18 protein-coding genes are annotated in these 21,224 nt (G+C 51.8%); 14 read left to right on the forward strand and 4 right to left on the reverse strand.

The window, feature by feature from the left end; translation table 11 throughout:
• The first annotated feature begins 6 nt into the window (after positions 1-6).
• The 10 genes from NSP04_RS08530 (at position 7) to NSP04_RS08575 (ending at position 10,436) form a co-directional block, all read left to right on the forward strand.
• Complete coding sequence (locus NSP04_RS08530; RefSeq protein WP_257511916.1) at positions 7-1,233, forward strand: pyridoxal phosphate-dependent aminotransferase; 1,227 nt, start codon at positions 7-9, stop codon at positions 1,231-1,233.
• 7 nt (positions 1,234-1,240) lie between these two features.
• Positions 1,241-2,554 carry a homoserine dehydrogenase gene (locus tag NSP04_RS08535; RefSeq protein WP_257511917.1) on the forward strand — a complete coding sequence of 438 codons (1,314 nt, stop codon included), beginning with the start codon at positions 1,241-1,243 and terminating at the stop codon, positions 2,552-2,554.
• Positions 2,555-2,556: 2 nt separating this feature from the next.
• The gene (thrC, locus tag NSP04_RS08540; protein WP_257511918.1) at positions 2,557-3,972 is read left to right on the forward strand and encodes a threonine synthase; all 1,416 of its coding nucleotides are present in this window, start codon (positions 2,557-2,559) and stop codon (positions 3,970-3,972) included.
• Positions 3,973-4,059: 87 nt separating this feature from the next.
• A complete protein-coding gene (locus tag NSP04_RS08545; protein ID WP_257511919.1) occupies positions 4,060-5,472 on the forward strand; it encodes a sigma-54-dependent transcriptional regulator in 1,413 nt (470 codons plus the stop codon).
• A 29-nt stretch (positions 5,473-5,501) separates the two neighbouring features.
• Positions 5,502-7,619 carry a sensor histidine kinase gene (locus tag NSP04_RS08550; RefSeq protein ID WP_257511920.1) on the forward strand — a complete coding sequence of 706 codons (2,118 nt, stop codon included), beginning with the start codon at positions 5,502-5,504 and terminating at the stop codon, positions 7,617-7,619.
• Entirely contained in the window at positions 7,591-8,121 is a 531-nt protein-coding gene (gene mobB / locus NSP04_RS08555; protein WP_306815302.1) for a molybdopterin-guanine dinucleotide biosynthesis protein B, read from the forward strand. The genes NSP04_RS08550 and mobB overlap by 29 nt, the downstream gene beginning before the upstream one ends.
• Positions 8,114-9,334 carry a molybdopterin molybdotransferase MoeA gene (locus NSP04_RS08560; RefSeq protein ID WP_257511921.1) on the forward strand — a complete coding sequence of 407 codons (1,221 nt, stop codon included), beginning with the start codon at positions 8,114-8,116 and terminating at the stop codon, positions 9,332-9,334. The genes mobB and NSP04_RS08560 overlap by 8 nt, the downstream gene beginning before the upstream one ends.
• Positions 9,331-9,588: a molybdopterin converting factor subunit 1 gene (gene moaD / locus NSP04_RS08565; protein ID WP_257511922.1), complete on the forward strand. Its 258-nt coding sequence runs from the start codon at positions 9,331-9,333 to the stop codon at positions 9,586-9,588. Before NSP04_RS08560 ends, moaD begins: the two co-directional genes overlap by 4 nt.
• A complete protein-coding gene (moaE, locus tag NSP04_RS08570) occupies positions 9,589-10,056 on the forward strand; it encodes a molybdopterin synthase catalytic subunit MoaE (protein WP_257511923.1) in 468 nt (155 codons plus the stop codon).
• A gap of 5 nt (positions 10,057-10,061) precedes the next feature.
• A complete protein-coding gene (locus tag NSP04_RS08575; RefSeq protein WP_257512272.1) occupies positions 10,062-10,436 on the forward strand; it encodes a fluoride efflux transporter FluC in 375 nt (124 codons plus the stop codon).
• Positions 10,437-10,451: 15 nt separating this feature from the next.
• On the opposite strand, the gene NSP04_RS08580 is transcribed toward NSP04_RS08575, so the two are convergent.
• Positions 10,452-10,916, reverse strand: a complete 465-nt coding sequence (locus tag NSP04_RS08580) for a rhodanese-like domain-containing protein (protein ID WP_257511924.1) — start codon at positions 10,914-10,916, stop codon at positions 10,452-10,454.
• Positions 10,917-11,250: 334 nt separating this feature from the next.
• Between NSP04_RS08580 and glnA the strand changes: the two genes are divergently transcribed.
• From glnA to ntrC, 4 genes are all read left to right on the forward strand, one after another.
• Complete coding sequence (gene glnA, locus NSP04_RS08585; RefSeq protein WP_257511925.1) at positions 11,251-12,663, forward strand: type I glutamate--ammonia ligase; 1,413 nt, start codon at positions 11,251-11,253, stop codon at positions 12,661-12,663.
• Between the two features lie 174 nt (positions 12,664-12,837).
• Positions 12,838-13,353, forward strand: a complete 516-nt coding sequence (locus tag NSP04_RS08590; RefSeq protein ID WP_257511926.1) for a DUF4124 domain-containing protein — start codon at positions 12,838-12,840, stop codon at positions 13,351-13,353.
• Between the two features lie 7 nt (positions 13,354-13,360).
• A complete protein-coding gene (gene glnL, locus NSP04_RS08595; RefSeq protein ID WP_257511927.1) occupies positions 13,361-14,437 on the forward strand; it encodes a nitrogen regulation protein NR(II) in 1,077 nt (358 codons plus the stop codon).
• 23 nt (positions 14,438-14,460) lie between these two features.
• Positions 14,461-16,050: a nitrogen regulation protein NR(I) gene (gene ntrC / locus NSP04_RS08600; RefSeq protein WP_257511928.1), complete on the forward strand. Its 1,590-nt coding sequence runs from the start codon at positions 14,461-14,463 to the stop codon at positions 16,048-16,050.
• Between the two features lie 76 nt (positions 16,051-16,126).
• Here the strand turns inward: ntrC and NSP04_RS08605 are convergent, their stop codons facing one another.
• The 3 genes from NSP04_RS08605 to NSP04_RS08615 all read right to left on the reverse strand — a co-directional run bounded on the left by NSP04_RS08605 (position 16,127) and on the right by NSP04_RS08615 (position 21,222).
• Positions 16,127-18,196, reverse strand: coding sequence for a methyl-accepting chemotaxis protein (locus tag NSP04_RS08605; protein ID WP_257511929.1), 2,070 nt, complete (start codon positions 18,194-18,196; stop codon positions 16,127-16,129).
• 162 nt (positions 18,197-18,358) lie between these two features.
• Positions 18,359-19,138 carry an exodeoxyribonuclease III gene (gene xth / locus NSP04_RS08610; RefSeq protein ID WP_257512273.1) on the reverse strand — a complete coding sequence of 260 codons (780 nt, stop codon included), beginning with the start codon at positions 19,136-19,138 and terminating at the stop codon, positions 18,359-18,361.
• Between the two features lie 20 nt (positions 19,139-19,158).
• Positions 19,159-21,222 (reverse strand): M3 family metallopeptidase, encoded by a 2,064-nt coding sequence (locus NSP04_RS08615; RefSeq protein ID WP_257511930.1) that lies wholly within the window; start codon positions 21,220-21,222, stop codon positions 19,159-19,161.
• Positions 21,223-21,224: the final 2 nt, after the last annotated feature.

The following is a 21,224-nucleotide window of genomic DNA, read 5'->3' on the forward strand; positions in this document are numbered from 1 at the left end:
GTCGACATGAAACCCATTCTCAAATCTGCCAAGCTGGCCAATGTTTGCTATGACATCCGCGGACCGGTGATGCAGCGAGCGCGTCAGCTGGAAGAGGAAGGGCACCGCATTCTGAAGCTGAACATCGGCAACTTGGCGCCATTCGGCTTCGAGGCGCCCGACGAGGTACGTCAGGACGTCATCATGAACCTCGGAGATGCCTCTGGCTACAGCGACAGCAAAGGTTTGTTTGCAGCGCGTAAGTCCATCATGCATTACACGCAGCAAAAGAAAATCAAGGGCGTGACACTCGACGACATTATTGTCGGCAACGGTGTGTCGGAATTGATCGTGATGAGTATGCAAGGCCTGTTGAACAATGGCGATGAAGTGTTGGTGCCAGCGCCCGATTACCCGCTGTGGACCGCCGCGGTCAGTATTTCTGGCGGCACGCCAAGGCATTACTTGTGCGATGAGCAAAGCGACTGGTACCCGGACACAAAGCACTTGCGCAGTCTGATTAATGAAAAAACCAAAGCCATGGTCATCATCAACCCCAACAACCCCACAGGTGCTTTGTACCCCGAGGAAGTGTTGCAGGAATTGGTGCAAATAGCCCGCGAACACCAGTTGATTATTTTCGCGGACGAAATTTACGACAAGATGCTTTACGACGGTGCAGAGCACACCTCGATTGCTTCGTTGGCAGACGATGTGCTGTTTATTACCATGAATGGTTTGTCCAAGAATTACCGTGCCTGTGGTTACAGGGCCGGCTGGATGGTCATTTCAGGCGACAAACGCCACGCCACTGATTACATCGACGGCTTGGGCATTATGGCGTCCATGCGCCTGTGCGCGAACGTGCCCGGCCAATACGCCATTCAAACTTCGCTGGGTGGTTACCAAAGCATTAACGATTTGGTGGGGCCAAACGGGCGGTTGACTCGCCAGCGCGACATGGCTTACGACCTGATGACGTCTATTCCCGGTGTTACCTGCGTAAAACCCAAAGCTGCCTTGTATTTGTTCCCGCGCCTTGACCCCAAGGTGTACCCGATCAAGAACGACCAGCGCTTTGTGCTGGAGCTTCTGGAGGCGGAAAAAGTACTGGTGGTGCAGGGCACGGGATTTAATTGGATCAACCCGGATCATTTCCGGGTGGTTTTCCTACCCAATACCGATGATTTGGCGGATGCAGTTGGTAGAATTGCACGCTTCCTAGAAAGTTATCGAAAACAACACCTTGGCTGATTTAAAAATGAGTAAACCTCTTCGAGTGGCCCTATTGGGTTTGGGTACAGTTGGTTCAGGCACATTCAATGTGCTGAAAGACAACGCGGGCGAAATTGAACGTCGAGTGGGTTTTCCCATTGAGATCAAGGTAATTGCCGACCTGAACACGGAAAAGGCCCGAGAATTGGCTGGCCCCGGTGTTGAGGTAGTGGGCGATGCCTTTGAGGCTGTAAAGCGCGATGACATTGATGTGGTTGTTGAATTGATTGGCGGTTACACCATTGCCAAACAATTGGTACTCGCCGCAATTGAAGCCGGCAAGCATGTGGTTACAGCCAACAAGGCGTTGTTGGCCGTACATGGCGATGAAATTTTCGCAGCCGCCGAAGCCAAACACGTGATGGTGGCGTTTGAAGCCGCCGTGGCTGGTGGTATTCCTGTGATCAAGGCGGTGAAAGAAGGTTTGGCCGCCAACAAAATTGAATACGTCGCAGGCATTATCAATGGCACCTGTAACTTTATTTTGTCGGAAATGCGTGACAAAGGTTTGCCCTTTGCCGAGGTGTTGGCTCAGGCGCAGGCATTTGGCTATGCGGAAGCAGATCCCACTTTCGACATCGAAGGTGTCGATGCAGCCCACAAAATCAGCTTGCTAAGTTCAATCGCATTTGGTGTGCCTGTTCAGTTCGAGAAGGCCTACATCGAGGGCATTACCAAGCTGACGAAAGAAGACATTGAGTTTGCAGAACAACTGGGTTACCGGGTCAAACTGCTGGGCATTGCCAAGCGCACAGATCAAGGCATTGAATTGCGCGTGCACCCCACGCTGATTCCAGGTAAGCGTTTGATCGCCAACGTGGAAGGTGTGATGAACGCGGTGTTGGTGAAGGCCAATGCCGTGGGGCCAACCCTGTATTACGGCGCAGGCGCGGGCAGTATGCCCACGGCATCTGCGGTGGTGGCCGACCTGATAGAGATTGCCCGGGCTAGCCAGGCACCTTTGGCCAGCCGTGTGCCTGTATTGGCTTTCCAGAAAGCAGGCATCCAAAATCTTGAAGTGCTGCCCATGGATAAAGTGGTTACTGCCTTTTATTTGCGCCTGGCGGTTGAAGATCGCCCTGGTGTGATGGCTGAAGTAACCCGCGTGCTGGCCGACAATCAAATTTCTATCGAAGCCATGATTCAGCGCCAAGCCACTGATGAAAAGCGCACTGCTGAAATTGTGTTGCTGACCCACCGCTGTCTTGAAGGCGATGTAAAAAAGGCGATCGCAACCATTGAAGCACTGGACAGCGTGCATGGCCCGCTAACCCGCATTCGTGTCGAGGACTTGAGCTGAATATGAAATACCTCAGCAGCCGCGGTGGCATGACGCCCCAAGATTTTTCTGAAATTTTGCTGGAAGGCCTGGCACCAGACGGCGGCTTGGCAGTGCCCGAGTTTTATCCCCAGGTGGCTTTGCACGTGTTGGAAAGCTGGAAACACCTAAGCTACGGTGAACTGGCTTTTGAGGTGCTGCGTCCTTTCGTCACCGATATTCCTGAAGCTGACCTGAAAGTATTGACCACCAAAACTTACACCAAAGCGGTGTATGGCACCGAGGAAATTACCCCGGTGCGTGAGTTGTTTGATGGCATCAAGATCTTGGAGCTTTCGAATGGCCCCACGCTGGCTTTCAAAGACATGGCGATGCAGTTGCTGGGCAATCTGTTTGAATATCAATTGGCCCGCACCAACCGTGAATTGAATATTCTGGGTGCCACAAGTGGCGACACAGGTTCGGCGGCCCAATACGCCATGCGCGGCAAAAAAGGCGTGCGTGTTTTTATGCTAAGCCCTTTGGGCAAAATGAGCGCCTTTCAGCGCGCACAAATGTATAGCTTGCAAGACCCGAACATTTTCAATATTGCTGTTGATGGTTTATTTGACGATTGCCAAGATATTGTGAAAGCGGTCAGCGAAGACCTGCTTTACAAGTCACAACAAAAAATTGGCACGGTGAACTCCATTAATTGGGGGCGAATTTCAGCCCAAGTGGTGTACTACTTCAATGCCTATTTGCGCACCGCTGAAAAAATTGGTGATCCCGTCAGTTTCGCGGTGCCCTCTGGTAATTTCGGCAACGTACTGGCTGGGCACATTGCACGCCAAATGGGCTTGCCCATTCGCAAGTTGATCGTGGCGACCAACGAAAACAATGTGCTGGATGAGTTTTTTAAAACCGGGGTGTATCGCCCGCGCAAGTCAGCGGAAACGTACATCACGTCCAGTCCATCCATGGACATTTCCAAAGCCTCAAATTTCGAGCGCTTTGTTTATGACTTGCTGGGCCGCGACCCCAAAGCGTTGAAAGCCCTTTGGCAAACACTGGCCAAGGAAGGCCAGTTTGATTTGTCAGAGGATTCCCGCTTTAAACACCTCGAAACAGACTTCGGTTTTCAGTCAGGTTCGTCAAGCCACCAGAATCGACTAGACACAATTCGCGAGGTGCATGCCCGGACCGGCACGCTGATCGACACTCACACGGCCGATGCGGTGAAGGTCGCCCGGGAGTTGGTCGAACCTGGCGTGCCCATGGTTGTGCTTGAGACAGCTTTGCCCGTGAAGTTTGCTGAGACCATTCAGGAAGCGACCGGACAAATGCCAGCTGTACCACCGCAGTTCATGGGAATTGAAGGTCTGCCACAGAGAGTGGTGGAGATGCCGATTTCCGTGGACATGGTGAAGGCATTCATCGCCCAGAATACGGGCTTGTAAGGCACAAATAGGGTTTACCTAACTTGCAGCGTTAGGCGGAATCATTAACAATGTGAGGGTTCGGCATCGCCCTGAGAAACCATTGTTTTGACCTTTCAATCCAACACAGTTGACACCCCAAGAACAATCCCTGGGCAAGGCATTGACGCCCAGCCCCGTAAGGGTTTGTCTGCGCTGGCAGTCGATGATGAACCCGGCATGCGCCACTTTCTTGAGAAAGCATTGGAAACCCGTTTTGCACGGGTCGACACAGCAGGTTCAGTGGAAATGGCACAGGCCATGTTTGATGGCCACGATTACAGCACCATTGTTCTCGACGTCAGCTTACCGGGAAAAAGTGGGTTGGCTTGGTTGAACGAGCTTCGCCAAGGCGGGTACGAGGGTGACGTGATTCTGATTACCGGCTACGCCGACATGGACACCGCAATTGGCGCCCTGCGCGCAGGCGCGCAAGACTTTCTTCAGAAACCTTTTCGAATCGATCAGCTTTGGTATGCACTAGACCGGGCAGCCGATCAAAACCGCTTGAAGCGTGAAAACTTTGTGTTGAAGCGAGCGGTATCGAACTTGCAGCAAAATGAACAGGTCATGGTGGGTGAAAGCCCTATCGTGCGGCAATTGCGCAAGCTAGTCGCGAAAGTGGCCCCCACCGATTCAACCGTGTTGCTGACCGGCGAATCAGGTTCTGGCAAAGAGGTGCTGGCCCGTACCTTGCACGGCATGAGCTTGCGCAGCGAACGGCCATTCGTGCCCATTAACTGTGGCGCAATTTCACCTGAATTGATTGAAAGTGAGCTATTCGGCCATGCAAAGGGCGCTTTCACCGGCGCGAACGAGTCGCACCAAGGTTTATTTTATTACGCACAGGGAGGCACGCTGTTTCTCGATGAAATCGGTGAGTTGCCATTGAGCATGCAGACCAAGCTTCTTCGTGTGCTGGAAGACCGCCGCATTCGTCCCGTTGGCAGCACCAAAGAGGTCGATGTGGATGTGCGCATTGTTGCTGCGACGAATGTGAATCTTGATGTGGAAGTAAAGCGCGGTCGGTTCCGGCAAGACTTGTACTATCGTTTGCAGGTCATGCCAATTGAAATGCCGCCGCTGCGTTCTCGTCCTGAAGACGTTGAGCTGTTGGCCAACTACTTCATCAAGATTTTCGCTAAAAAACTTCGCATTGATGCATTGAAAATCAGCCCTGAAATGCTGGCCCGTCTGCAGGCCTATGAATGGCCAGGCAATGTACGCGAACTGAGAAATTTTATTGAGCGGTCTTTGATTTTGGGTTATTTCCCCAAAGAAGATCTGCCTTTGAATCTGAATCTGGATGATCGCAGCGAAGTTGAAGAGGATCCCCAAGACGAGTCGCTGGAGCAGGTTGAAAAAGCACATATTTTGCGCGTGCTGAATGCATGCAGTGGCAACAAGTCTGAAGCGGCGCGCCGTTTGGGTGTGTCCAGAAAAACCCTAGAACGAAAATGCATGGCGTGGAGCCAAGAATAGGTCAGCGGCCTTTCCCGCCCCGAGGGCACTTGTGGCCCTCCCACTGGACAGTTAAAACCAAACTGGTTGTAACCGCTTGCATTCCTTTGCTGGTGTTGATCCCGGTGGTAGCGATGCTGGTGTGGTCGGCGGGCCAGGCCGCTTACACCAAGATTTTGATTTCCAAAGTTCGCAGCGACCTGGTACTGGCACAGCAAAAATTTACTGATGCTCAAGACGACAAATCGCAGGCCCTCAAAGCTTGGTCGGAAAGTGCTTACCTTCGAAATTTGCTGCAACAACGCGGTGGAAAACTAAACAGCAAAGACCTTCAAGCGCAAGCCGAGAAGCTAGGTTTCACTTACCTGCGTTTGATCAATCCAACCGGCATGGTGATGAATTCCTACCCGCCCCGCTTGCCGTACATGATGAACCCTGAGTTGCAAAAGTCGGTGAAATTTCGCGAATCGGGCAGTTATATTGTGCTGCTGTCAAATTCCGAATTGATGGAAATTTCTACCGACCTCGCAACGCGTGCCGTGCAGGCGATTGTTCCTACATCGAATGCCAGTCCAACGCCAAAAAGTTCCGAGGACCGTGGTTTGGTGGTGCAAGTTCTTCAGCCTGTATTCAACAATGGAAACATGCTGGGTTACCTGGAAGGAGGCATTCTGTTGAATGGCAACCTGGGTATTGTTGACGACATTAACAATTTGATTTACTCACCCAACACTTTGCTGGAAGGATCAATAGGAACCACGACCATTTTTCTGGAAGATGTACGCGTGGCAACCACGGTTCGAAGCAATGGTGAGTCCCGCGCGCTGGGCACGCGCGTGTCAGACGCTGTGAGCCAAAGTGTGTTGGGCCGGGGCGAAGTGTGGCTTGAACGCGCGTTCGTGGTCAATGATTGGTATGTTGCGGCTTACGCGCCCTTGCTAAGCCCGGAGGGCGCCCGAATCGGCATGTTTTATGTCGGATTTCTGGAGGCACCTTACGCCAGCATTAAAACCCAGTTGTTGATTCTGTTTCTATTGGCGGTGGGCGCAGCCATGGTGCTGGGCGCCATGATGGTGATCCGTTTGACGTCGGGTATTTTTTACCCGTTGCGTCGAATGAACTACATCATGAGTCTGCAAGAGCATGGCGACAGCGCGGCCCGTGTAGGTGACCTTCGTCGCGACGATGAATTCGCTGATTTGGCCAATCACTTTGATGTGCTGCTCGATCAGTTGGACGCGCGCCGAAGCGAGTTGCTTGGTTTGAATGAACAACTTGATGAACGGGTTCGTCAACGCACCGCCGACCTACAGGCTGCCAATCAGAAATTGCACCAGGCGGTGGAGCAATTGCTGGCTTCTGAAAAGTTGGCTGCATTGGGCCAATTAACAGCAGGTATTGCGCATGAGTTCAATAACCCCTTGGCAATTATGATGGGGCATCTGGATTTAATACGGATTACTCTGGATGATCCGGAGAGCGCAAAAACACTGCGTTTGCTGGATGAGCAGGTTCACCGCATGCGCAACATTGTTCAAAAGCTGTTGCAGTTTTGCCGACCCGATGAATACGCCTCGTACACAGAAGAAGTGAATGTCAACGAAGTAATTCAGGACAGTATTTTGTTTGTACGCAATGAAGTGGAGTTGGCACGTGCCCAGCTGAAATTCGAATTTGCAGCAAAACGTACCGTGCAAATTAGTAGAACAGAATTGCAACAAGTGATGGTTAATTTATTGATTAACGCAAGCCACGCACTTGAGGGGCCGTTTGAAGCTCAGCGGGCGGTTTTGCAAGAGCCACCGACCATTTTTATTGATACTGCGGATGTGGTGTTGGGTGATGGTCAGCCCGCAGTTCAAATCAGGGTGCTGAACAACGGAGAAGCAATTCCGGCGGAACGACTTCAATTGATTTTCAAAATGTTTTACACCAGCAAGCAGGCCGGTCGTGGAACTGGTCTTGGTTTGCCGGTGTCTCGTATGCTAGTGCAGCGTTATGGCGGCGATCTGTTTGCAAACAGCCCGGTGGTGCCCTCGGCACAGCCGCAATTCGGCGCATGTTTCGAAATTGTGTTGCGTTGCAGGGCACGCCCATCTGCCGATATTTTGAAAGAAACAGGTCAACAGCTTTTGTTGATTGAAAAGCAACTGTCAGAAGGAAATTGAAGTGCCCAAGGTGTTTGGATTTGCCGGTTTTTCCGGCGTGGGTAAAACCACATTGATAGAGAAGCTGCTTCCGATTTTGATCGGGAAGGGCATTCGCGTGTCGGTCATCAAGCATGCGCACCACGACTTCGACATCGACATTCCCGGAAAGGATTCTTACCGACATCGCGCCGCAGGTGCCCATGAGGTGTTGATTACTGCCAATAAGCGCTGGGTGTTGATGCATGAATTGCGCAATGAAGTCGAGCCAACACTCGAAGAGCAACTGGGCCGATTATCGCCTTGTGATTTGGTGATCGTGGAGGGGTTTAAGCGCGTGGAGTTCCCCAAAATCGAGATATGGCGAGAGGCCAATGGCAAGCCAATGTTGTATCCTCAAGACCCTAACATCGTGGCCGTGGCATGCGATGCCGAAATTGACTGCAAAGGCCTGCCGTTGTTGCCATTGAATCATCCAGTCACCATTGCAGAATTTATTGTGAAACGGTTTTTGAATGATTGATTTGAATGAACTGCTTGAACAGGTGTGGCCTTTGGCCTCACAAAGATCGAGCCAACCGGAAACTGTGCCCTTGAGGCGAGCACTTGGCCGTGTGCTTGCTGCAGATGTATCGTCGGCGATTGATGTCCCCCAGCACGACAACAGCGGGATGGACGGCTATGCAGTGTGCGTGGCTGACTGTCAGCTTGCAACGCAGTTCGAAGTGTCGCAGCGCGTGCCGGCGGGTTCATCGCCAAGCCCGTTAAAGCCCGGCACCGTGGCCCGAATTTTTACAGGCGCGCCAATTCCACCCGGCGCGGATGCCGTAGTGATGCAGGAAGATGTCGTGGTGAATGAAGATGGCTCAGTCGCGTTTGCAGTATTGCCTAAGCAGGGCCAATGGATACGCAGTGCGGGAGAAGACATTTCAAGAGGGCAGGTCCTTCTGCAGCAGGGTACAAGGTTGGGTGCGATTCACATTGGTCTGCTTGCCTCAATTGGCGTACCGCAAGTCAATGTGTTTAAGCGCCTGAAGGTGGGGGTAATGGCCACTGGCAGCGAATTGCAAAGCCCGGGGCAACCTTTGCAAGCAGGGCAAATTTACAATTCCAACGAATTCGTTTGGTGTGGGTTGTTGGAAAGTATGCACATTGATGTGCAGTCGGTCGGTGTGGTGCCAGACAATTTCGAGGCCACTTGTGCTGCGCTGGAATCGCTGGCTGATTGCGATGCCGTGGTCAGTTCCGGCGGTGTGTCAGTGGGTGAAGAGGATCATGTGAAGCCTGCGATTGAAGAAGTGGGTGAATTGCGTTCGTGGAAAGTGGCCATGAAGCCAGGCAAACCGATTGCATTTGGTCACATCAATCGCCAAGGCGGCGGGCACAGCTGGTTTTTTGGATTACCTGGCAACCCGGTCTCAAGCGCAGTGGCATTTAAACTGATTGTGAAGCCCTTTTTGAATCTGCTTGAAGGGCAATCGTTGCATCAAGTGGACTGGCGTCATCGCACGCGCAAGGTCCAAGCTGCTTTTGACTGGCAAAAGCCCGATTCGCGCCGCGAGGAGTTTTTGCGCGTGGATGTACAATCTGGCAAAGCGACCCTGTTCGCGAACCAAAGTTCTGGTGTGTTGACTTCGCTTGCGCAATCCACCGGCTTGGTTCGCTTGGCCAAGGGTCAGCAGGTGAATATTGGTGATTGGGTTGATTATGTGTCGTATCAGGATTTAATGAAATGAAAGTCAAGGTTCGTTTTTTCGCTAGTTTGAAAGAACAGTTCGGGCAAGACAGCCTGGAAGTAAGCACTGTTTTCGAGCCAGCAACTGTAGCGGGTTTGCGAGCCCATTTGTGTGCCGAGCACCCTGCGTTTGCAAAGGCGATTGCAGAAATAGGGCGCTTGCGGGCAGCGGTGAATCAGGACATGGCCGATGACGACACCCCGGTCGCAGACCACGCCGAGGTTGCGTTTTTTCCTCCTGTGACAGGGGGCTGAATGAAGCGCTCCAAAGTACTGGTTCAGGAATCTGATTTCGATGTTGGCGCAGAAATTCAATGGCTGCGGCGAGGCTTGCCTGAAATTGGTGCAGTTGCTACCTTTGTTGGCACGGTGCGTGACATCAATGAGAACAGCACAGTGCGCGCAATGACCCTGGAACATTACCCTGGCATGACGGAAAAAGCGCTTGAGAATATTCTGAAGGTGGCTGATGAAAGGTTCGAAGTTACTTCGGCCATGATCATTCACCGGGTTGGCCCCCTGTACCCCGAAGACCAAATTGTGTTTGCTGCCGCCACCAGTGAACACCGACAACAGGCTTTTTTGGCTTGCGAATTTATCATGGATTACCTTAAAACCGAGGCACCTTTCTGGAAAAAGGAAGACACACCCGAGGGCGCACGTTGGGTTTCAGCCCGCGACAGTGACGACTCTGCAAAAGAGCGTTGGGAGCAAGCCGAGTGAACGTAATGAATGCCTTTGCGGTTTTTGTGGGCGCAGGCCTGGGGGGTGTGGGTCGTTATGGTTTGGGCCTTGCACTGGCGCAGCCCGGTTGGATGCCTTTTGCTGTGGGCACTTTGGCGGCGAATGTCATTGGTGGTTTTCTGGCTGGTGCGTTGTTCGCAGCCCTTGGCCCTGTGTGGCTGAAGGCCAACCCTGTGGGTCTGTTTTTAATGACCGGGGTTCTGGGTGGGTTGACTACTTTTTCAGCCTTCACAGCAGAAGGTGCAAACCTATTATTGGACAAGCCGTTGCTGGCTTTGGGCCACGCTGTGATACATGTTGCCGGGTGTTTGGCTGCATTTTTTATCGCAGGCAAATTGTTTGGCTTGTTTGCTCAGTAAACACTGAAAACGCGTTCAATGCTGCTCCCAGGGTAGCCCGTGGAAACGCCAGCCGTTAACGCTGGAGCGTTGGTGGTTGTCGTTTTTGTCGCCTTCAAAACCTTCCAGCACATTGATTGCAGACTCGAACCCGTGTTTGGCGGCCAGCGTTGCTGCATGGTGTGACCTCGCACCGCTGCGGCAAATAAACAGCACAGGCTGGTGTGTTTCCACGCGTGCCGCAATTTGCGCGATGAAGTCTGAATTGCGAATTCCATCGGGGTAATTGTTCCATTCCACATGGAAGGATCGGTCTTCTGAAAAACTCACTTGTCCCACCCAATCCAGTTCGGCGTCAGTGCGCACATCCACCAGTACCGCGTTTTCATCGGAATTCAGCAAGGCCCAAGCCTCGTTCGGCGATAGTGCGCCAAGGTAGCTCAAGCCTTTTTCGGCTGCACGTTGTTTTGCCAATTCCAGAAGGTTCAGTGTTGTACTCATAAAGATTTTGTGGGGTTGATTTTTTTGATGAGCATATTGTAATACAAGCATGTGATTGCCTAGCAAAATACCAGCATGCACTTAAATGGTGCGTTACGCACCATAATTGGGCGAGTACCGATTGTGGGTGATGTCGTGGTGGGTCTGAAAGCCCCAGTTTCACGTGAGCGGACCGCTGGTATGGTCTTTGCTTTTGTTCCCCAAGTCGTTGAGTGAATTCGTGCTAAGCGTCATATATAGCTATACCGAACGTGCTATTGTTTCGCATAAATCAAAGAGTTCAACTCAAAATTTTTTTAGATCAATACCCACCTCACGTACCAGGAGATTTTTAATGGCGACCGCCCAAGACGTAATGAAGATGGTTGCGGAAAACGAAGTCAAGTTCGTTGACTTCCGCTTCACCGACACCAAAGGCAAAGAGCAGCACGTGTCCGTGCCAGTAAAAATGTTTGATGACGACAAATTCGAGTCAGGTCACGCATTTGATGGCTCTTCAATCGCTGGCTGGAAAGGCATTGAAGCTTCCGACATGCTGTTGATGCCCGATCCCGACACTGCTCGCATGGACCCGTTCCGTGAAGAGCCAACCCTGATTTTGACTTGCGATGTGATCGAACCAACTGATGGCAAAGGTTACGACCGCGATCCACGTTCCATCGCTCGTCGCGCTGAAGCGTATTTGAAGTCATCTGGCTTGGGCGATACAGCTTACTTCGGCCCAGAACCCGAATTTTTCATTTTCGACAGCATCACCTGGGGTGATGAAATGTCTGGTTGTTTCTTCAAGATCAAGTCTGAAGAAGCTTCTTGGTCTACTGGCATTGATTACGAGCACGGTAACCTGGGCCACCGCCCAACAGTAAAGGGCGGTTACTTCCCAGTATCCCCAACTGATTCATTCCAGGACATCCGTTCCGAGATGTGTCTGTTGCTGGAACAGCAGGGCGTGCCAGTCGAAGTGCACCACCACGAAGTGGCTGGCGCTGGTCAAAACGAAATCGGTACCATGTTCTCCACGCTGACCAAGCGCGCTGACTGGACCCAGATTTTGAAGTACACCGTGTGGAACGTGGCTGCCAGCTATGGCAAAACCGCCACATTCATGCCCAAGCCAATGTGGGGCGACAACGGTTCAGGCATGCACGTACACCAGTCTGTCTGGAAAGATGGCGTGAACCTGTTTGCGGGTAACGGCTACGCCGGTTTGTCCGATTTCGCCTTGTACTACATCGGCGGCATCATCAAGCATGCACGTGCCTTGAACGCGATTACGAACCCTTCTACCAACTCCTACAAGCGTCTGGTACCTGGTTACGAAGCACCGGTGAAGCTGGCTTACTCTGCCAAGAACCGTTCAGCTTCAATTCGTATTCCACATGTGGCAAACCCCAAGGGTCGCCGCATTGAAGCGCGTTTCCCGGACCCTATGGCCAACCCCTACCTGGCATTTTCTGCCTTGTTGATGGCTGGTCTGGACGGTGTCCAGAACAAGATTCACCCAGGCGAAGCTGCTACCAAGAACCTGTACGACTTACCTCCAGAAGAGGACGCATTGGTACCAACCGTGTGTCATAGCCTGGAGCAAGCTCTTGAAGCCCTGGAAGCCGACAACGAGTTCTTGACTCGTGGCGGCGTGTTCAGCAAGGAAATGATCGATGCGTACATTGCATTGAAGATGGAAGAAGTTCAGCGCATGCGCATGACACCGCACCCCATCGAATACGACATGTACTACGGCCTCTAATCAGACCTTGGTATTCAGTTGATCAAAAATGGCCCTGCAAAGGGCCATTTTTGCTTTGAGGCTTTTGTAAAGATCCTCACCCGTCTGGTATCAGCACTCGCCTTCCAAGGGGAGGGGTGGCGTGGAATGATCGGTTATCATGAAAATTGTCCTTAAATTTTCCGAGATGTAATCATGGTGAAGCAACCGGCCGTTCAGCATTTTTTGGTTTTGATCGCGTTTGGTGTATTGGCTCTGCCGAACGTGCAGGCCAAGGGTTCTGAAATGTTTGTGTGCACAGGTAGCGACGGTGTTAGAACCTATCAAAATTCCGATGGTGGTGCCGGTTGCGTGCCTTTGAACCTCAATCCAATCACGGTAGTACCCGCGCCAAAATCAAGCGTACCGAAATCGGGATCATTCAATTCTGGTCGAAACACTGATTCCGGAACTGCCTACGACCGCCGAACTGCCAGTGACTTCAATGCAAAAGACGACCGCATGAAAATTTTGCAAGAAGAGTTGCGAATAGAGGAAAGCAAACTGAAGTCATTGCAAGATGAATACAAGAACGGTCAGCCAGATCGACTTGGCGAAGAGCGCAACTACCAGAAGTACCTGGACCGGGTTGCCCGCCTTGAGCAAGAGATCATGGTGACCAATGACAACATTGAAATACTAAAAACAGAATTGATCCGATTGTCGAAATGAGGGCAAATTGAACAAAGAACGGTTTCAAGGTTTGGAGTTGCTGGCCACAGCAGTGGTGGTAAGCAATCCCGATGGTGTGGTGTTGTACGCCAATTTGTCAGCGGAAACATTGCTTGAAGTTTCAAGGCGTAGTTTAGACGGGCAGGCACTGGCCGCTCTTTTTGTTGAAGCAACTGCCTTTCGCGAGTTTCTCAGGAAGTCGCAACTTGACCCATTTGGTGTAAAGCGCCAGGTGTTTGAGTTGATCCGGCCCAGCGGCACGGCTGAACATGTTCATGTCACACTTTCCTGCCCGGATGGTGCCCACGGCGCCACAATCATGGAATTGCGAGAAATCGAACAGCAGTTGAAAGTGGACCGTGAAGCCCGCATGATGGATCAGTCTTTGGCCAACAAGGAATTGATTCGCAACCTGGCGCATGAAATCAAAAACCCCTTGGGTGGGATACGCGGCGCGGCGCAGTTGCTTGAAGTGGAGCTGCCCTCGCCGGAATTAAAGGAATACACCCAGGTGGTGATCAAGGAGTCGGATCGCTTGCAAACCTTGGTGGATCGCTTGCTGGCCCCCCACAGAAAGCCCCACATTGTGTCAATGATGAACATTCACGAGGTCTGCGAGCGTGTGCGGTCAGTTATTTTGGCTGAGCACCCCAAGGGCCTAAAGTTTATTCGCGACTACGACACATCCATCCCTGAATTTCTGGGCGATCTTGAGCAGCTTATTCAAGCGATCCTGAACATAGTGCGCAATGCTGCACAAGCTTTGGCACCTAAAATTGCTGACGGCACCGCACAAATAACGCTATGCACCAGAGTGGTGCGTAGAGTAACCTTAAACCGCAAGCAACACAGGCTGGCATTAGACTTGCAAGTGATAGACAACGGTCCCGGCATACCTGAAGAAATCATGGAAAGAATTTTTTTCCCGCTGGTTTCAGGGCGCGAGGGGGGCAGTGGTTTGGGCTTAACTCTGGCTCAAACATTCGTGCAACAACACGAGGGCATTATTGAATGCAGCTCCACACCGGGAAAAACACTTTTCAAAGTCACATTGCCGCTGCAGTTTGATCACGCTACCAGCTGAGCGGTTTTAAGGAACCACAATTAATGCGTCCAATTTGGGTTGTTGATGATGACCACTCTATTCGTTGGGTTTTGCAAAAAGCAATTTCCCGCGAAGGTATTCCTTGCGAAATTTTTTCGTCAGCTGCCGAAGTATTAGAACGACTGGAAACTGAAGTGCCCCAGGTGCTGGTTTCCGACATACGCATGCCGGGGCAAAGCGGGCTGACGCTGCTTTCCAAAGTGCGTGAAATGCAGCCAGATTTGCCGGTTATTATCATGACGGCGTATTCCGACCTGGACAGCGCAGTGTCTGCCTTTCAAGGTGGTGCCTTTGAATACCTGCCCAAGCCTTTTGACATTGAAAAAGCGGTCGAATTGATATTGCGTGCGGTGCGCGAATCTCAAACCGAGGAATTTGTTGAAGAGGCTGATACATCGGCCCCCGAAATTCTAGGCCAGGCTCCTGCCATGCAGGAAGTGTTTCGTGCCATTGGCCGGCTTTCACAGTCGAATGTAACGGTGTTGATTACCGGCGAAAGTGGCGCAGGCAAAGAATTGGTTGCGCGAGCTTTGCACCGACACAGCCCGCGTGCGAACAAACCTTTTATTGCGCTGAACACAGCCGCCATTCCAAAAGACCTACTTGAATCGGAGTTGTTTGGACACGAACGGGGTTCATTCACAGGGGCGCAAACCCAGCGGCAAGGCCGGTTCGAGCAAGCCGAAGGTGGCACATTGTTTCTGGATGAAATTGGTGACATGCCGGCAGAACTGCAAACCCGTTTGTTGCGCGTGCTTTCGGATGGACATTTTTACCGTGTGGGTGGGCAACAACCCATCAAGGCAAACGTGCGGGTAATTGCCGCTACCCACCAGAATTTGGACGAACGCGTAAAGCAGGGCATGTTCCGCGAAGATTTGTATCACCGTTTGAATGTGATTCGCCTGCGCTTGCCACCACTGCGTGAGCGGCAGGAAGACATTCCAATTCTGGCCAAGCATTTCCTGAGTGTGTCGGCTCGCGAGTTGGGCACTGAAACCAAGCGTTTGTCAGATTCTGCTGTGCGAATTATTTGCGAATTTCCGTTTCCCGGCAATGTTCGCCAACTTGAAAACGTATGCCGCTGGATTACTGTGATGGCCCCCGCGCAACTGGTTGAAGCACGCGATTTGCCGCCAGAACTCAAGGCTTTTCAATCGGGTGGTGCACCTGCGCTTGAAAAAATGGCAGGCAATTCACCGAGCCCGAATTTGTGGCTTTCTGAAAGCAATGCGCCTGTTCCCAGTGCCGTTGGTGTTGCGGTGGTTGGAACGGGGCCTTCGTCTTCTGGCATGTCAGCAGGCAAGTATCCGTTCGATGTACCGAGTGATTCGCTGGCTGCTTTGCCACTTCAGGCAGGCAGTGCCAGTTGGCTCGAATTGCTTTTTCTGGAAGCAGAGAAAGCGCTTGAAAGCGGCATGCCTGATGTAATGGATGCACTAACCGCCCAATTTGAAACCACCATGATTCAGGCGGCCTTGAAAGCCACCCATGGCAAGCGAATTGAGGCGGCCCAGCGGCTGGGAATAGGACGCAACACAATTACTCGAAAAATTCAGGACTTGAACATTGATGTGAAAGATCTGGATTGATTTGCATGAAGTTGGCTGAAATCAGTGCGAAAAAAAACCTCTGCATGCAGAGGTTTTTTTATGCAGCCGAGCTGAATTACATGTTTTTAACCTGAAACTTCTTCAGGATATTCGACAAGTCAGTGGCAACACCTTTCAATCCAGAAACTGCGTTAGAAGCACGGCGCGCCATGTCCAGGTTGCCTTCCGACAGCTGGGCAACCACTTCAACCTGGTGGCCAATGCTTTCCGAAGCCTGGTTCTGTTCCAGCAGAGCCGCGTGAATGTTTTCAACTGAATGAGCCACAGCGGATGAATCGGTTGTTATCTGGTTCATGGCTTGCCCGGCACGATCCACCAGCTCCACGCCTTTTTTCACGCTTTCAACAGCCATGTCCATGTTGTTCACAGCAACGCCCGAACTGTTTTGAATCGCTTCAATCATGCCGTGAATATCGTCGGTGGACTTGCGTGTGCGCTCGGCCAGTTTGCGAACTTCATCAGCAACCACCGAGAAACCTCGGCCTTGTTCACCCGCTCGTGCTGCTTCAATGGCTGCGTTCAAGGCCAACAGGTTGGTTTGTTCGGCAATGCCTTTGATAATCAAAGCGATCGCGGAAATTTCACGAGACTGTGCACCAAGCTGTTGAATCACGTCGGCTGTGCCTTGCACATTTTCTGAAATCTTGTGCATTTGCTGAGTCGCAGAATTGATTGCGCCCAAGCCATCGTCTGCCAATTGGCGGGCCTTGTTGCTGACGTCTTTGGCTTCCGTGGCAGATTCGCCAACGCTGGAAATTGAGGAGGACATTTCTTCAACAGCTGCGGCCATACCCGAAGCTGCGTCGCTACCCGAAGCTGCGCCTTTGCTGAGTTCCTCACTTGTTTGAACCAGGTCTTCCGAAGCAGATTGAACCTGGTCTGTGCTGCGTTTCACGGCACCCAAGGCCTGTTCCATGCTTTCGGCCATGCGATTCATGCTACGTGCCAGCAGGCTGATTTCGTTCTTGGTGTTCACACTGCCGTTGGTTACCTCGTCAGCGGCGCGTGCGGTCATGTCGCCATTGCCCAATTTCAGTGCCAAGGCGGTCAAACCCTTGGTTGAGCCTGTCAGTCGGCTGGTCACCAGGAAAAGGGCCATCGCAATGATCACTGTGGCGACCAAACCCATTACGATCATTAAAATCGTCATGGAGTAAATCGTGCTGAACATTTCAGACTTTAAGGCAGGGGCAATCACTGTTGCACCACCCCACTGAGGCACTTTGCTGAACGCAACAAATTCGCCGCGCTTGGCACCCGTTTTGGGGTCCGTCCAGCTGATTTGCTCCATGCCAGAATCTTTTTCGGTGATAGTGGCCAGCAATGCTTGCAAATCGGCCTGTGTAGCGGCCAGTTCTTTGAAGTCGTCGCCCTTTAACTCCGAATGCATCATCACCTTTCCAGCGTTGCTGCCCGTTGTGTACAGCACATAAGGCACGCCGGTTTCACCAATTCTTGTGCCCAGCACCGCATTTTGCAGGTCGGCAAACAGGTTGGTCATGTCAAAACCAATGAACAGAATCAAATCTGTTTTGCCATCGGTACTTTTAATTGGAAGGTACTTCGACATGTAGCGTTTGCCGAACAACAGCGCTTCTCCAACGTACGTTTCGCCTTTGATTACCTTGGCGTAACTGGGGTGGCTACGGTCAAGTTTCGTACCCACAGCGCGGTCGCCGTTTTCCTTTTTCAGGCTGGTGGAAATGCGAAGGTAGTCCTCACCCGTGCGTACAAACACCGTAGCGATCCCGCCGGTCATCTGTGAAAAGTTGTCTACCACGCCGAAATTGCCGGTAATGAAGTTGGAGTCCAAGGTCACCATGGGGCCTTCAACTTCCGGGGTAATGGAGATCATCTGGGTAGGGTCTACAGCAAGTTCACCCTTGAATTGCAGTTCAAACAAATCGGCCAGTTGCGTGACAGAACTTTCAGACAGTTTGTAAGCAATGTCCATGGTTTGTTTCAAACCTTCGGCCTGGGTTGTCACCGCGCGTTCTGTGCGCTGGGTTGCCGCATTGAAGGTGAACCATGCTGTTGCGCCCACCAGAGTTAAAACAATCAAAGCCACCAAGGCAGCACTGGTTAGGCTGATCTGCTTGGACAAGGGCAAGGTTTTTAGATTCATGGTTCGATGCGATTGATGGGTTGAAGAACAAGCTAGATAATCGCACCGGGGTAACTCGGCTAATCGCCCAATAAGAGGGGTAAATCGCCTGCTTTAGCAACTTAAAGCGAATGCCTTACTGAAAACTGGTACCCCCAAACTGGTAGGGGGTATGTTGAGAGTTCAAATGGACAAAGTGGCGATTGCAGGCGCGTGATCGGAAGGTTTTTCCCATTTTCGGGGCGCTCGGTCAATCACACTTGCTGTGCATTTTTCGGCCAGGGGTTTGGACAGCAAAACATGGTCAATTCGCAGACCTTTGTTTTTCTGGAAGCCCAGCATGCGGTAATCCCACCAGGAATAAGTTTTTTCGGCTTGTTCAAACAGCCTGAAGCTGTCGACCAGGCCCAAGCCGAGAAGGGTGTTGAACCGGCCTCGTTCTTCATCTGAACACAACACTTGCCCAGCCCAGGCTTTGGGGTCGTGCACATCCCGATCGTCTGGGGCAATGTTGTAGTCGCCCACCAGTGCCAGTTTGGGGTACTGGGCCAGCCAGCCTTCGCAATCTTTCAAAAGCCCATCGAGCCAGGCCTTTTTGTACTCGAATTTTTCTGAACCCACTTCAGAACCATTCACCACATAAGCGCTAATAAAACGCAAGTCGCCAAAAGTTGCCGCGATTACACGCTTTTGCTCATCTGGGAAACTGGGCAAATTCACCAGCACATCGACAGGTTCAGGCATGGTGGCTTTCTTGTACAAAATCGCCACTCCGTTGTAGGTTTTCTGCCCGGCAAACACGGCACCATAACCTGCGGCTTCCAGCTCGGTCAGCGGAAAGTTTTCGTCGGTCAATTTGAGTTCTTGCAAGCCCAGCAAATCGACCGGGTTGGTTTCAAGCCACTGCAGCAGGTGCGGCAGGCGCACCTTCAGCGAATTCACATTCCAGCTCGCCAGTTGAATAGTTGCCACTGTGTTGTCCCTTACGCGGCTTGTCGGTTGTCGACCATGCCAGTGTGGCGAAGCAGGGCGTCAATATTGGGTTCACGACCACGGAAGGCTTTGAATGATTCGGCGGCTGGGCGACTGCCGCCAACCGACAAAATTTCTTCCAAAAACTTTTTGCCTGTTTCAGGGCTGACCACGCCATTTTCTTCAAACATGGCAAATGCGTCGGCAGACAACACTTCAGCCCATTTGTAGCTGTAATAACCAGCGGCATAACCACCTGCAAAAATATGGCTGAATGAATTCGGGAAGCGGTTGTAGGCTGGGGGAACCAGCACCGAAACCTCCTCGCGAACCGTGGCCAGCAAGTCAAGAATATTGGCGTTGCTGTGCGGGTCGAATTCAGTGTGGACCAACATGTCGAACAAAGAAAATTCGATTTGGCGCAGCGCCTGCAAACCACTCTGGAAATTCTTGGCCGCCACCATTTTGTCGAACAGCGCTTTTGGCATGGGCTCGCCTGTGGTTTCGTGTGCAGTTAATGATTCAACCACGCTCCATTCCCAGGCAAAGTTTTCCATGAATTGCGAGGGTAGCTCAACCGCATCCCATTCCACGCCATTGATACCAGCCACGTCCAGTTCGTCAACTTTGGTCAGCATGTGGTGAATGCCGTGCCCGAATTCATGGAACAGGGTTTGTACATCGTCATGCGACAACTGCGCAGCCTTGCCCGCAGCGGGTTTGGTGTAGTTGCAGGTTAGGTAGGCCACGGGTGTTTGCACGCCTTGTTCGGTGCGCTTGCGGCCCCGGGCATCGTCCATCCATGCGCCAGAACGTTTGCTGGCCCGCGCGTAGGGGTCAAGGTAAAAATGCGCGATGGCCTTGCCTTCTTTTTGTACTTCAAAAAAGCGCACATCGGCATGCCAGGTTTCAGCCTGGGCTTTCACAATGTTCACACTGAAGAGTTTTTCGGTGAGCTTAAACAGGCCATCCAGTACGCGGTCTTCCTGAAAGTACTGGCGCACCTCCAGGTCACTGAAAGCGTATTTTTTTTCTTTCAGTTTTTCAGAGGCATAGCTAATGTCCCAGCTTTGCAGTTCATCCATGCCCAATTCGGCTTTTGCGAATCCTTTCAATTCTTCCAGGTCGCGTTCAGCAAAGGGTTTTGCTTTGGCTGCCAGTTCGCGCAGAAAGCTGGCCACTTCATCGGGTGTGTCAGCCATTTTGGGCACAAGGCTTAGCTCGCCGAAATTGTTGTAACCCAGCATTTGCGCCTCTTCTAAGCGCAGTTGCAGCAGTTCACGAATCAGGGCCGTGTTGTCCAATTCTGCGGGGCCAAATTCTGAAGCACGCTTTGCATAGGCCTCGTACAGGGCTTCACGCAACTCGCGCTTTTCGGCATATTGAAGTACTGGAAAATACGAGGGGAATTGCAGCGTAAATTTGTAGCCTTCTTTGCCCTCTGATTTGGCAAGTTCCTCGGCAGCGTTTACTGCATATTCAGGAATACCTGCCAGGTCAGCCTTGTCGGTTACGATCAATTCAAAGGCATTGGTGGCATCCAGTACGTTTTCGGAAAACTTGGCGGTAATAGCGGCTTGGCGATCTTGAATTTCAGCGTAGCGGGGCTTTTTGTCAGCAGGCAGTTCCGCTCCGCCCAGTTTGAAACCACGAATTGAATTGGCCAGCACCTTCAGGCGTGCGGCTGTAAAACCTTTGGCCACTTCGCTTTGTTCAATGGCTTTGTATATGGCGTAAAGGCGTTCGTCTTGCCCCACCATGGTCCAGAACTCAGTGGTTTTAGGCAGACAAGCGTTGTAAGCGGCGCGCAGTTCTTCGGTATCGGCCACGGAATGCAAGTGCCCAACTACACCCCAGGCGCGGCTCAACTGCTCGCAGGCCACATCCAAAGGCAACAGGGTTTCTTCCCAGGTTGCATGTGCAGGCGCTGTGCTGGCAGTAACTTCCAGCTGTTTTCTTGCAGCGGCCAGCAGCGTATCAATCGCTGGTTCCACATGCTCGGTTTTAATGTCCGAAAAACGGGGCAGTCCAGAAAAGTCGAGTAGGGGATTGTTCACTTTCATCGTCATGCTCATGG

It is taken from the genome of Limnobacter parvus (assembly GCF_024623725.1).
Classification (GTDB): domain Bacteria; phylum Pseudomonadota; class Gammaproteobacteria; order Burkholderiales; family Burkholderiaceae_B; genus Limnobacter; species Limnobacter parvus.